Annotated in this window: 7 protein-coding genes; 6 read left to right on the top strand and 1 reads right to left on the bottom strand. The window is 59.4% G+C overall.

Going from position 1 to position 14,043, the window contains the following annotated elements:
- Window positions 1-62 precede the first annotated feature (62 nt).
- The 5 genes from LOY43_RS21375 (at window position 63) to argR (ending at window position 4,592) form a co-directional block, all read left to right on the top strand.
- Entirely contained in the window at window positions 63-752 is a 690-nt protein-coding gene (locus LOY43_RS21375; protein ID WP_007912702.1) for an ABC transporter permease, read from the top strand.
- Window positions 749-1,447 (top strand): ABC transporter permease, encoded by a 699-nt coding sequence (locus tag LOY43_RS21370; RefSeq protein WP_007912703.1) that lies wholly within the window; start codon window positions 749-751, stop codon window positions 1,445-1,447. The genes LOY43_RS21375 and LOY43_RS21370 overlap by 4 nt, the downstream gene beginning before the upstream one ends.
- A 1-nt stretch (window position 1,448) precedes the next feature.
- Window positions 1,449-2,561, top strand: a complete 1,113-nt coding sequence (locus tag LOY43_RS21365; protein WP_220556861.1) for a M14 family metallopeptidase — start codon at window positions 1,449-1,451, stop codon at window positions 2,559-2,561.
- Between the two features lie 27 nt (window positions 2,562-2,588).
- Entirely contained in the window at window positions 2,589-3,353 is a 765-nt protein-coding gene (locus LOY43_RS21360; protein WP_007912705.1) for an ABC transporter ATP-binding protein, read from the top strand.
- 246 nt (window positions 3,354-3,599) lie between these two features.
- A complete protein-coding gene (gene argR, locus LOY43_RS21355) occupies window positions 3,600-4,592 on the top strand; it encodes a transcriptional regulator ArgR (protein WP_176471324.1) in 993 nt (330 codons plus the stop codon).
- Window positions 4,593-4,599: 7 nt separating this feature from the next.
- On the opposite strand, the gene LOY43_RS21350 is transcribed toward argR, so the two are convergent.
- On the bottom strand, window positions 4,600-12,387 hold the full coding sequence (locus LOY43_RS21350) for a dermonecrotic toxin domain-containing protein (RefSeq protein WP_258708691.1): 7,788 nt from the start codon (window positions 12,385-12,387) through the stop codon (window positions 4,600-4,602).
- A gap of 304 nt (window positions 12,388-12,691) precedes the next feature.
- Between LOY43_RS21350 and LOY43_RS21345 the strand changes: the two genes are divergently transcribed.
- Window positions 12,692-13,912, top strand: coding sequence for an aspartate aminotransferase family protein (locus LOY43_RS21345; RefSeq protein WP_008077923.1), 1,221 nt, complete (start codon window positions 12,692-12,694; stop codon window positions 13,910-13,912).
- The last annotated feature ends 131 nt before the right edge of the window (window positions 13,913-14,043 follow it).

The raw sequence follows: 14,043 nt of genomic DNA, 5'->3' as shown, positions 1-14,043 counted from the left end.
CAAGCAACAGGATCTCTGCGGTTTGCGCCATTTTTTCATCCCAACTTTCGAGGACCTGAATCATGTTGAAAGGCTACGGGGCTGTCATCCTCGATGGCGCATGGCTGACGCTTCAGCTCGCCTTGTCGTCCATGGCTCTGGCCATCGTTCTCGGGCTGATTGGTGTCGCGTTACGCCTGTCGCCGGTGCGCTGGCTGGCGTGGCTGGGCGATCTTTATTCCACGGTGATCCGCGGGATTCCTGATCTGGTGCTGATCCTGCTGATCTTTTACGGCGGTCAGGATTTGCTCAACCGCGTCGCACCGATGCTCGGCTATGACGATTACATCGATTTGAATCCGCTGGCCGCCGGCATCGGCACCCTCGGTTTCATCTTCGGTGCGTACCTGTCGGAAACCTTCCGTGGCGCGTTCATGGCCATTCCAAAAGGTCAGGCCGAAGCGGGCATGGCGTACGGCATGAGCAGTTTTCAGGTGTTCTTCCGGGTGATGGTGCCGCAGATGATTCGCCTGGCGATTCCGGGCTTCACCAACAACTGGCTGGTTCTCACCAAGGCCACCGCGCTGATTTCCGTGGTCGGTCTGCAAGACATGATGTTCAAGGCCAAGCAGGCGGCAGATGCCACCCGCGAGCCTTTCACCTTCTTCCTCGCAGTGGCGGCGATGTACCTGGTGATCACCAGTGTTTCGTTGCTGATCCTGCGTCAACTTGAGAAGCGCTACTCGGTAGGCGTAAGGGCGGCTGATCTATGATCTTCGACTACAACGTCATTTGGGAGGCCATGCCGCTGTACCTCGGCGGCCTGCTGACCACCCTTAAACTGCTCGCGCTGTCGCTGTTTTTCGGTCTGCTCGCGGCCCTGCCGCTGGGGCTGATGCGCGTCTCGAAGAACCCAGTCGTCAACGGCGCCGCGTGGCTTTACACCTACGTGATTCGTGGCACGCCGATGCTGGTGCAACTGTTCCTGATCTACTACGGTCTGGCACAGTTCGAAGCGGTCCGCGAAAGCTTCCTGTGGCCATGGCTGTCCAGCGCAACGTTCTGCGCGTGCCTGGCCTTTGCGGTCAACACCAGCGCCTACACCGCGGAAATCATTGCCGGCAGCCTCAAAGCCACGCCGAACGGTGAGATCGAAGCGGCCAAGGCCATGGGCATGTCGCGCTTCAAACTGTACAAACGCATTCTGCTGCCATCGGCCCTGCGCCGGGCACTGCCGCAGTACAGCAACGAAGTGATCATGATGTTGCAGACCACCAGTCTGGCCTCCATCGTGACCTTGATCGACATCACTGGCGCAGCACGCACGGTCAACGCGCAGTTCTATCTGCCGTTCGAGGCGTACATCACCGCTGGCGTGTTCTACCTGTGCCTGACGTTCATTCTGGTCAAGCTGTTCAAACTGGCCGAGCGTCGCTGGTTGAGCTACCTGGCCCCGCGGAAGCACTGATATGGAACGCATCGACCACGTATTGCCGTGGAGCCACTTGGGCAGCGAGCGCAAGATTTCGGTCTTTCGCTTCGGTCGCGGCGAGCGCAAGGCCTATATTCAGGCCAGCCTGCACGCTGACGAATTGCCGGGCATGCGCACCGCCTGGGAGCTGAAAAAGCGCCTCGGCGAACTCGAAGCCAAAGGCCTGCTCAACGGTGTCATCGAGCTGGTGCCAGTCGCCAACCCCTTGGGTCTCGGGCAATTGCTGCAAGGCAATCACCAGGGCCGTTTCGAGGCCGGCAGTGGCAAGAATTTCAATCGTGATTTCGTCGAACTGAGCGCGCCGGTTGCGGCCGCTTTGGCCGACAATCTCGGTGACGATCCGCACGCCAATGTGCGCCTGATTCGTCAGGCCATGGCCGATCACCTGGCGGCATTGCCAGAGGCGAGCAGCCAGTTGCAAGGCATGCAGCGCGTGTTGCTCAGCCATGCCTGCACAGCCGACGTGGTGCTGGACTTGCACTGCGATGCCGAAGCCGCACTGCACATGTACGCGTTGCCGCAGCATTGGCCGCAGTGGCGCTCACTGGCCGCGCACCTGAATGTGAAGGTCGGATTGCTCGCGGAAGATTCCGGCGGCAGCTCGTTCGATGAGGCTTGTTCGCTGCCATGGCTGCGTCTGTCGCGGCAGTTCCCTGATGCGCAGATTCCACTGGCGTGTCTGGCAACGACCATTGAGCTGGGCGGTCAGGCCGATACCGGTCGCGCCGAAGCTTGCGCGTATGCTGAAGGCATTCTCGCCTTCCTCGCCGAGCAAGGTTTGATCACCGGCGAGTGGCCGAACCCGGCGCACGAGGCCTGTGAAGGCATGCCGTTCGAAGGCACCGAGTTGCTGTTCGCGCCGCATCCGGGCGTCGTAAGTTTTCTGCGCAAGCCCGGCGAGTGGGTCGAGGCCGGCGACGAGATTTTTGAAGTGATTGATCCTCTGTCCGATCGGGTCAGCACGGTGTGTGCTGGTACCTCCGGGGTGCTGTTTGCCATTGAACGGCTGCGTTATGCCCAACCCGGTTTCTGGCTGGCCAAGGTGGCGGGGCGCGAAGCGCTGCGTCACGGGCGCTTGCTCAACGACTGACTGACTGTTTTTGTGAGAACCGACCGCATGTACAAACTTGAAGTCCAAGACCTGCATAAACGCTATGGCAGTCACGAAGTGCTCAAGGGCGTGTCCCTGAAAGCGGCAGCCGGCGATGTGATCAGCATCATCGGCTCCAGTGGCTCCGGCAAAAGTACTTTCCTGCGCTGCATCAACCTGCTCGAGCAGCCGCACGCGGGCAAGATTCTGCTCAACAACGAAGAGCTGAAACTTGTGGCGAACAAGGACGGCGCGCTGAAAGCCGCTGATCCGAAACAGCTGCAACGCATGCGTTCGCGCCTGTCGATGGTGTTCCAGCATTTCAACCTGTGGTCGCACATGACTGCTATTGAAAACATCATGGAAGCGCCGGTTCACGTACTGGGCGTACCCAAGTACGAAGCCCGCGAAAAAGCCGAGTACTACCTGAACAAGGTCGGTGTGGCCCATCGTAAAGACGCGTTCCCGGGGCACATGTCCGGTGGCGAGCAGCAGCGTGTGGCGATCGCCCGTGCGCTGGCGATGGAACCTGAGGTGATGCTGTTCGACGAACCGACTTCAGCCCTCGACCCGGAGTTGGTGGGAGACGTGCTGAAAGTCATGCAAGCGCTGGCTCAGGAAGGTCGCACCATGGTCGTGGTCACGCACGAAATGGGCTTTGCCCGTGAAGTGTCGAACCAGTTGGTGTTCCTGCACAAAGGTGTTGTTGAAGAAAGCGGCAACCCGCGTGAAGTGCTGGTGAATCCGCAGTCTGAACGTTTGCAACAATTCCTCTCGGGCAGTTTGAAATAAATCAGGGCTGCCGTTGTGCACCGCGATAGTGCATGCTTCGCAGCCAGTAGGCTGGCTTCAATTTCCTGTAGGAGCTGCCGAAGGCTGCGATCTTTTGATCTTCAACAACAAGATCAAAAGATCGCAGCCTCGTTTCACTCGACAGCTCCTACAGTTGATCGGTGTTGGTCTCAAGATTTGTGTTCATTTACGGGCTAGCATTGGCCCATGCCTTCATCACTGTTCTTCGTTTCGGATCGCCCGCCCATGACTGCCCATCGAATTGGTTTCCTGATTTGGCCCAGCACTAAAGCGTTGACGCTGGCGCTGGCGGAGGAAGCCTTGCGTGTTGCTCAGCGTGTGCACCCGGAGGTGGTTTACGAGCTGTCGTTCCTGCAGGCGGAAGCCGTGACCGCAGCGGCGGCCGAAGGCGCCTGGCAATTGCCCGGTGAAGCCTGGACCGGCAAACTCGAAAACTTCCAGAAACTGTTCCTGCTCGCTGACGAGCCGCCGACCACATTGGCGCCGGCACTGAGCAGTGCGCTCAAGCAATTGGTACGTGCGGGTACGGTCATCGGCGGTCTGTCGGCCGGTGTCTATCCGTTGGCGCAACTGGGGTTGCTCGACGGTTATCGTGCTGCCGTGCACTGGCGCTGGCAGGACGATTTCGCCGAGCGTTTCCCTAAAGTCATTGCCACCAGTCACCTGTTCGACTGGGATCGCGATCGCCTGACCGCGTGCGGCGGCATGTCCGTGCTTGATCTGCTACTGGCGGTATTGGCTCGCGATCACGGTGCAGAGTTGGCCGGAGCGGTTTCGGAAGAACTGGTCGTTGAACGCATTCGCGAGGGCGGCGAGCGTCAGCGCATCCCGTTGCAGAACCGTCTCGGCTCCAGCCATCCGAAGCTCACCCAAGCGGTGTTGCTGATGGAAGCCAACATCGAAGAACCGCTGACCACCGACGAAATCGCCCAGCATGTGTGCGTGTCCCGTCGCCAGTTGGAGCGGATCTTCAAACAATACCTCAACCGTGTGCCGAGCCAGTACTACCTGGAGCTGCGCCTGAACAAAGCCCGGCAGATGTTGATGCAGACCAGCAAGTCGATCATCCAGATCGGCCTGTCCTGTGGCTTCTCCTCGGGGCCGCATTTCTCCAGCGCCTATCGCAACTTCTTCGGTGCCACGCCGCGGGAAGATCGCAACCAGCGGCGCAGCAGCAGCCCGTTCGAGTTGTCGTCAGTGCCGCCAGAACGTGGCTGACGGCGGGTCAGCTATGCCTTGTCGATGGTAATGGTCGCTCCTCGCCATCGGAAAAATCCGAATCCACGAAGTCGTCAAGTTCGCGCCGGACCCCCGTCCTCCATCTTTCGTTCATTTGCTCGTTAAACGCCGTGGTGTATCTGTCCAGGCGTTGCTGACTTTCCGGGTGAAGGGGGTTGTCGTCGAAGTTGTATTCGGTCACCGCGTCGCCGGGCTGTGAAGGAAACTCGCCTGGCAACTCGGTAATCGCGTTCCCGGACAAGTCCGCGCTCGTCAATCGAGGCAGCTCGAACAGACCGTCAGGCACCTTGCTCAAGGCGCAATTGCCGAGACGCAGATTGTCCAACTGCGGGAGATGCCTCAGGTCTGGAACAATGTTGAGCGGATTGTTGCTCAGGTCCACGGAACTCAGGTTTTTCCAGCCTGCGAAGGCCTCTGCAGCCGGTTCCGTCAGGGTGATTCCACAGTCGGGCAGATGCAGGCTGCGCAGCCTGTCCATAGCGAAGATCGGGGCGGGAATCTCGCCCAGCGGAAATTTGCGGATGTCGATGTCTTTGAGCTTGGGAAAAAGCTCCAGCAGACGATCAACCCGAGGCGGGGCGGACGCTTTGGTGGTCAGATTCAATTTTTCAATGTGGTCAAAGCGTGCGGTCAGCGGCGGCAGCTCACCGGTAAACGACAACTCGCAGTAAACCGCTGGATCTGTCAGGAACGTGGGCGTTAGGCGCAGTTCCTTTTCCAGGTTGAGCCTGAAGGTTTGGCGATTGAGTTTTTCCGTCGCTGCAGCGTCGTTCCCAAGTGGCATCTGCGTTACAGGATCGCTGGGAGGCTCATTTGCCCAGGTGCCCAGGCGGTCGAGCAGGCCGGTCAGCTCGGTTTTGCGGCGCATCAGCTCAAGACGTCCATCGGCCAGCGTACCCGGAAGGCTGTAGATAAGATCGTTGGCGTCGAAACCGGACAGCGATGGGTAAAGACTTTGAGCCAGTTCGATGTCGTCCTGTCGAGCGGAGATACCAAAGTTGTCGGCCTTGGCCTGGAAAGCGGCTTTGACTCGTTCTCTGGAAGCCTCTGACAGCGGGTTGCTGCCCAGTTCCATGCCGCGACCAGAATAACGCGTCAGTTCCTCCGGCAGTTCGATGATGTTGTTGTCGCTCAGCAACGCCACTTCCAGATGCGGCAGCTGTTCCAGCCCGGCAGGCACACTATCGATCCCGGTGTTGATCAGATCGATGAACGTCAGGTTTTGCAGGGCCGATACATCGGGCGTGGCCTGCAATGTGTTGCTGTACAAGTCCAGCGATTTCAATCGGGTCAGCGTGGACAGGATCGCTTGTCCTTCAGGATCCAGAGTGATCTGGCACTTGCTCAGCATCAACGTTTCGAGCGACGACAGGCTTTGAAGCGCTTGAGGTATGCGGCCGAGGCCGAAGCCCTGCAGTTCCAGTCCCTGCAATCCGCTGAAGCTTCTGAGAAAACCTCCGGAAACCTTCAGCCCTGGATTGCCCTGAAGATTGAGATGCGTGATATGAGTGAAATCAGTGCTCAGCTCCGGTAACTCACCGGTAAACGCCGGCTTGGCATCGAAGGTGTTGAACCGTAGTGCTGAATTGTCGTTACGCCGGCCGCGCCAGAGTTGCTCAAGCTTGTCGCTGAATTCTTGTCTGGCGGCGAGTTCTGTGGCTTTTTCCTGAGCAGTCCATGGCAGTTCAGTCAACGGATTGTTGACCGGCAGACGCTCACGCCACGCGTTGAGATCACCCATCATTCGGGCGATTTCTGCCTCCCAACTGAGCAGTTGAGTCGTGCCGGCCAGCAATGTCCCGGGCAGGCGATAAATCATGTTGATGGCCGCGTTGTCACCCAGTCGCGGGAACAGTCTTTGCGCCATGGCAATGTCAGCCGATGCCGGTTTGACCCGGAAGTTGCGTCCCTGTGTGGCGTAGTAGCGCTTGATGCGCTCGCGAGCATTCAAGGACAGCGGATTATCGTTCAGATATACGCCGTCGGCCTGATCGGCACTCAAGCTGAAAAAAGTGTCCGGCAGCTCGGTGATGTTGTTGTTATTGAGATGGAGAATTTCAAGAGCCGGATGCTCGGCGATACCCTCGGGCACGCTGCTGATATCTGTATGGGCAAGTGAAACGCTCGTCAGGTTTGGCAAGGCGTTCAAATCAGGTGCGATTGTCAGCGGGTTGTGGCTCAGATCGAGCAACTGCAGTTTGGACATGGCACCGAGCAGTTGCTGCCCTTCAGGCGTGAATGTCAGCGCGCAGTCAGTCAGTTTGAGCTCTTTGAGATCCTTGAGGCGCCCGACGAATGAGGGGATGTCATCGAGCGCGAAGGCTTTCAGTTCCAGCGCCTGAAGATTCGGGAACAAGGCAGCAAATGCATCGATGCCTGTGGTCGTTGCATTGCCTGCAAGCTTGAGGCTTGTCACGTGATCGAAGTTCACAGTCAGGCGGGGCAGTTCGCCGAAGAACTTCAGGTCTGTCGCAAAAGACGCGGTGCGCGCGCCGGTGTCAATTGACCTTTCACGCCAGAAATCCTCCATGAGCTCCTTGAAGGCGGAACGCGCGTCTTGTTGCTCCAGACGCTCGCCTTCGCTAAGCACCTGACCTGTAACCGGGTGCGCTGATGGAGTTTCCAGTGCCCAGCGCGCCAGATCCTCGCGCATCTGTTGCAGCTCCGCTCTCCAGCGCACGAGTTGTTTTCGACCGCCGGCCAGGTCGCCAGGCAAGTCGTAGATCATCTCGCTGGCCTCTTGGGCGTTCAGACCGGGAAACAACTGCCGGGCGAGGGCAACGTCTTGCTCGTCAGCCAGTACGTCAAAGTCGTTTCGATGGCTGCGGAAGTAATTCTTGATCTGGTCGCGGGAGGCTGCCGATAGCGGGTTGTCGGCAAGGTCAATGGCGTCACTGCGATCGGCGGGAAGGTCGAACAGCGCGTCAGGCAGTTGCGTGATGCGGTTCCCCGCAAGCACCACGGTTCGAAAACCCGGATGGCTGGTCAATCCTTCAGGCACGACGGTCAGCCCGCAGTTGGACAGGTCGAGATCGTCCAGTTGGGGCAGCAGGTTCAGGTCGGGGAACGTCCCCAGCGGATTGTTACTCAAGTTCAGCGAGTCGAGGCTGTCGAGTGAAAGCAGCACAGCCTGATTTTCCGGGGTCATGACCACGCCACAATTTTTCAGCTCCAGGTCGGTCAGTCGAGGCAGTTTTACTTCGCCAAGCGCAAGCGGCTCCAGTTCGAAGCCGTTCATTTTCAGCTCGGCCAGGTTGGGGAAGCACTCGACGAAGCGCAGGGCGTTGGTGATATTGGCGTTGCCGTTGAGGTCCAGCTGGGTAACGTGCTCGAAACCGGCGCTGAGCGTCGGCATATCCCCCGTGAACGTTGCCGTTGCCCTGAGTACTTTGAGGCGGTAGTAGCCGGGCGGGCTGCGCCAGAGCTGCTCGATCTGTTGCGCAAAGGATCGCCTGGCGTCCAGTTCGCGGGTTTGTGCTTCAAGGGGCAGACGTTCGCCCGTCTCAGGGTCAAGGACGGCGGCCTGGTTGGTCCATTGATTGAGTTCGAGGTTCAGGGCGCCGAGTTCATCTTCCCAGCGCGACAACTGTGCACCGAATTCGGCCAACGGCCCGGGCAGTCGGTACAACACCTGTGTAGCTTTTTCAGCATCAAGGGCTGGGAACAAGGCGATCGTGCGCTGCAGATCTTCCTGTACAGGCCGTACACCGAAGTACTTTCCGGTGTGCTCGAAGAACACTTTCACCCGTTCGCGAGAGGCCGCACTCAACGGGTTGTCAGCAAAGGTGTAACCGTCGCTGAGGGAGCTGGGCAGGTTGAAAAACCTTTCCGGTATCCGGGTGATGCGGTTGCGATCGAATTGCGCCGAGATCAGGCGTGGATGATCCAGCAAATCGTCGGGCACCGTGTAAATACCGGTATTCGACAGATTGACGTAACGCAATGCAGGCATCGAGTGCAGGTCCGGCGGCAAGCCCAGCGCGTTGCCTTCCAGATCGAGCAGAGTGAGTTGCGGCATAGAGGCGAACACCGACTCGGTGACCGTTGTCAGGCTGACTCGGCAATCGCGTAATCTCAATTCGCGCAGCGAGCGCATCGAGGTCAGCGCTTGTGGCAGGCTTGGCAGGTTGAGGTTGCGCGCATCCAGAATCTGCAACTGACTGAAAGACTGCAAAAAGCGCTCGACCGAGGTGGTCATGGGGCTGCCATCAATGCCGAGCGAAGTGATATGACTGAAATCGCTCGAGAGGACGGGCAAGTCGCCGATGATGGCGTGCTTAAGCAGCACGGCGTGCCCGGCGGCGAAGCCCTGTTGATCGTAGTGCGTGACGTTCTCCCGTCGCCAGCTTTTGAGTAACTCGTCCCTGAGCAACCTGCGGTTCTGGATTTCGGCGCGCTTCTCCAGCGGCGTGAGCGCCATGCCGGTTTCGGGGTGAATGGCGGGCGGATTGTTGGCCCAGACATGCAGTTCGTTCTGCAATTGCAGGTAGTCATTTTGCAAGCGAAGTATCTCTGCGCGTGGGCCAGCGGGACTGCGTAGCATGCTTTCGGCGAGATAACCCACCTCATGGTTCGACATTCGCGGATAGAGCACCCGGATGTCTTCTTCGAGTGTGCGCGGTTGGGAACTGGGGCGCGGCGGACGTGGTGGCGCAGGGGGATAACCATCGGTCCCCAGCAGCCGCAGTGTGTCGACAGCCGACGGTTGGGTCGGCGTATCGCCGATCACCTGACGCAACTCGTTGCGCTCAAGCGTACGTTCGCGAATGGTCGCCTTCAGCGCCTGGCCCTGGCCAATCCGGATGTCGAGGTTCTGGCGCTCGCTGTCGGGTAATGCGTACAACAGGCTGGAATAGAAATCGCTGAACGAATGCAGCTGCTGCCCACGATCGTCGTAAGGTTGATATTGGCCATCGTCGCGGCGAACCAGAACCTTGTGTGCGGCTGCATCTTCACGGCCGATGGTGTCCAGTAACGGGCCCTCGTAGCGCCTGTCCCGGATCTCGATGCGTACATCGCCGCTCCAGCCCGGCAATAATTTGAGGCTGTGCAGCGCCAGAGAGTCGGAGTCGGAATTGCTCACCGAGTCCAGCTCCAGGCCTTCATAGGCGCGGGTCACGCGCACCTCCTGACTGGCCATCTGCATGAGTGCCTGCTGGCGCGCGGGCAATTGTCCTTCGTTGATCTGCAACAGTTCGCTGCCGGTCGCGGTATCGAGCAGTTCGCGGGTGATGCTGGCCGGCAGTTCGGGAGGGTGGGCCTTGAGTCGTGCCGCCAACGGATCATCGAGGTGCTGAAGGGCCTGATAACGCGTCTCGAACAGCGCGCTCCTGTTGCGTTTGGCGAGATCGGCCACTTGCTTGCGCAGGTTCTGGCTGCGTACCTCGATGGACAGTGTCGGTCCCGCGAAGGGTTCGTTCAACAAGGCTTTGATCTGCGTCTCGTCGAGGCTATAGAGCAGGGTTTTGAGCACGTCGTCACCGACCAGACTGTCCTGGCGCAGTTCGGTCACGGGCAGGCTTGTGTCCGCAGACGATTGCCACAGCTGCTGCCCTTGTCGATCGAGCAGACGCAGACACTTATCGCTTGGCCAACGCCCGTATTCGCTGAGCACCTGCAGCTGTGTGACCGGGTCGGCGCGCAAAAACTCTTCGGCGACATGGCTGTCGAGCTGATCGATGAAGCGTTGCAACTGCTGATCAATCTTGAAGCGCTGGATGCTGTCGGCAAGCAAAGGCGGGACTTTTTCCTGATTGACATGCATCTTGCGCAACGCGTCTTCGCTGGTTCCGCTGATCCGCAAGACGGTTTCGCGCTCGTTCGGCGACAGGCTCTCGACGGAAGAACCGATACGGCGCAGAACCGTCTCGCCATCCCATTCCAGCGGTTGCTCGAGTTCAGTGTGCCAGGCGCCTTCGCCATTGTGGCGCACCACCGGCTGGTAAGCGTCGGGGCGGCTCGGGTGTTCGATGCGGTACTGCCCCGGCACCTGGCTTTCTTTTACTGCAAAGTGGGCATCCTCCAAGGGCAGCAGGCGCTTGCCCTGATGCGTGTGCAAACCCAGCGCATCGGGTTGCGAATCTGCCGTTGGAACCTGCGGGTGCTTGTAGCGTTCGAGATCCGGCTCCCAATAGCGGGTCTTGCCACTGGCCAGTTTTACCGGTTTGAAGCGGTCGATGAACGCCACGACTTCCTTGGGCAAAATCTTGCGGAACTCGGTCGCGCCAATCTTGCCGCCCACGGCGAACAGGCCCAACTGGATCATCGATTCCACGGTGCCCATCAAGTGTTCCAAGGCTTCGGTCGTTCGCCCCTGCGCCCACTCGATGACGCCTTCGAACGCTTCATCGAGCATTTGATAGGCCATGTACGCCATCATGGCTTCACCCAGCACCGGCACGAACGGCGCAACGATCAGCGCGGCGGTCTGCACGATGGTGGAAATGATGTTGCTCACCGAGTCCCAGAAGGCCCAGCGCGCTTTCTGGTCGACCACGGCGGTGGGTACGGCGATCACCCGGGCGTCATTGAAGATCTTGTTCAGTTTCGCGTGATGGATGTGTTGCCAGAGATTGTCATGGAACGCGGTCAGCGTGGTTTGCAGATCCGGGCGCTCGACAGCGGTGTCGCGCCATGCGGGCAGCGAGCTGCCGGACTCGGGCGGGTGCCACATGATCTGGCTCAAGCGGCTATTGAGGGTGCTGAAGAAAACACCTCGATGTTCGTGGTTCACGAATCGGCTGAAAAACTGCTGGTAGTCTTTCGAGCGCAACTGGCGGGTCAGTTCGGCGACCAGTTCGTAGGTCGAGGCGTATTCCTTGAAAGGGTGCTCGGGATCATCGGGGACATAAGCCACCACCCGTGCCGGGTCTCGCGAGGCGTACAGGTCGGGGGCAAACACGACGATACCGGTCAGCGGTGCGCACAGCATCCCCATGTCATGGCACAACACCGCTGCCCCGCTGATGTACAGGCCCTTCATGCCGTCGAGCACGGCATCGATCAAGCGAAAATAGCTTTCCGACACATCGCGGTTCATCCGCGCCCACTGCAGGGCGGCTTTCATTGCGGCTTTCTGGCTGTCATCGATTTTGTTGCGCAGTACGGTGGCCACCATTGGATCGGTATAGCCGAGGTTGTCTTCGAGATGGGCCTTGTATCGCGCGCCGATGTCCAGCCTTCGGCACAACCGGGTGAAAGCGGCGATGCTCATTTTTGCCTTGATCGCCGGCAGGGGACTGAACTGGCCGCTGACGGTGGGACGAGTGACGAAGGTCGAGTCAGCTTCGAAGGCGTCGTTATGGGTTTCCGATTCCTCGAAGTTGTGCAGCGCGGCCTCCAGTAACGACACGGTCCAGGCGCGCGTACCGGTGCGGATCGGAAACCACGGAGTGGTTGCGGGGATGTACAGGCGCACGAAGGTGTTGCGCACATCCAGGTCCAGACCGAAACGGTTTTTCAGTTCTTGCTGGAGCAAGGGCTCGGCAAAGGTGCTGGCGTCCTGCAAGTGTTCCAGGCTTTGATCGACCTTGCTCTGCGCGGCCCATTGCGTGGCGTTGAGGCTGTTCATCTGCTGATGTTGCTCGGCAGGTGCCGACTGGAGAGTGAGGGACAGGCGCGGCAGGCTGTTCGTGAGTGCCAGGCGGCGAGTCGGTGTCGCGGCGCCGAGCCAATCGGGCAAGGCATTTTTCAGTGGCAGGTAATGATCGTCTGGATGCAGCGCGTTGTTCGTGGCGGTCGAGGCTGTCGGAGGGTGTCGCTGAGTCAGGTGCATGGGCCATTCCTTGGCGTTGAAAAGAACGCGCAGCAAATCAGGAACCGGCCACCCTTGTGCGGTACATATTTATATCTTTGTCGCAGGGTTGAGTTGGTATTCTCTGCAGCCTGCCGCAAATCGACGGTGCCAGTTAAACTGCGCCTTTGCGACGCTATATGTCGCATTGCCGTAAACCCGGGAAAATCCGGGGTTTGCGCTATAAGAAGTTGTCGCTTGGCGACAAGGCCGGGCTGAAAACTGTCCTTACAATCCTCACCAAGCTCGCCAGTTTCAGGCGAGTGTTCCTCTTCAGGAGACTCCGATGTCCGTTGAGCACGCTGCGGTACAACGCGCCGATTTCGACCAGGTAATGGTTCCCAACTACGCGCCTGCCGCTTTCATTCCGGTGCGTGGCGCCGGTTCCCGCGTCTGGGATCAGGCCGGCCGCGAGCTGATCGACTTCGCCGGCGGGATTGCCGTTAACGTATTGGGCCATGCGCACCCGGCGCTGGTCGGTGCACTGACCGAACAGGCGAACAAGCTGTGGCACGTGTCCAACGTGTTCACCAACGAACCAGCCCTGCGCCTGGCGCACAAGCTGATCGATGCCACGTTCGCCGAGCGCGTGTTCTTCTGCAACTCGGGCGCTGAAGCCAACGAGGCCGCGTTCAAGCTGGCCCGTCGTGTTGCGTTCGACCGTTTCGGCACTGAGAAGTACGAAATCATTGCGGCGCTGAACAGCTTCCACGGTCGTACCCTGTTCACCGTCAACGTTGGTGGCCAGTCGAAGTACTCCGACGGTTTCGGCCCGAAAATCACCGGCATCACCCACGTGCCTTACAACGACCTGGCCGCGCTGAAAGCTGCGGTTTCCGACAAGACCTGCGCGGTCGTGCTGGAACCGATCCAGGGCGAGGGCGGCGTACTGCCGGCCGAACTGGCTTACCTGCAAGGTGCTCGCGAACTGTGCGACGCGAACAACGCGCTGCTGGTGTTCGACGAAGTGCAGACCGGCATGGGCCGCAGCGGCAAGCTGTTCGCTTACCAGCATTACGGCGTGACCCCGGACATCCTGACCAGCGCCAAGAGCCTGGGCGGCGGTTTCCCGATCGCCGCGATGCTGACCACCGAAGCGCTGGCCAAACATCTGGTCGTCGGCACTCACGGCACCACCTACGGCGGCAACCCGCTGGCGTGTGCGGTCGCTGAAGCGGTAATCGACGTGATCAACACCCCTGAAGTGCTGAACGGCGTGAACGCCAAGCACGACAAGTTCAAGGCGCGCCTTGAGCAGATCGGCGAGAAATACGGCCTGTTCACTCAGGTGCGTGGCCTCGGCCTGCTGATCGGTTGCGTGCTGAGCGATGCCTGGAAAGGCAAGGCCAAAGACATCTTCAACGCCGCTGAAAAAGAAGGCCTGATGATTCTGCAAGCCGGCCCGGACGTGATCCGTTTCGCCCCGAGCCTGGTGGTGGAAGACGCCGATATCGATGCTGGTCTGGACCGCTTCGAACGCGCTGCTGCTGCACTGACGCAAGCCTGATAGACCCTTCGGCGCCTGGAGTTTTCAGGCGTCGATCAAAATTTTATGCCGGACCAGATCAACTGTAGGAGTGAGCCTGCTCGCGATTGCGGTATGTCAGTCAACTCATTGGTTTCTGACAGACCGCAATC

This window comes from Pseudomonas sp. B21-041 (assembly GCF_024748675.1).
GTDB classification, from domain to species: Bacteria; Pseudomonadota; Gammaproteobacteria; order Pseudomonadales; family Pseudomonadaceae; genus Aquipseudomonas; species Aquipseudomonas neuropathica.
This window is presented reverse-complemented; position numbering and strand designations above follow the sequence as displayed.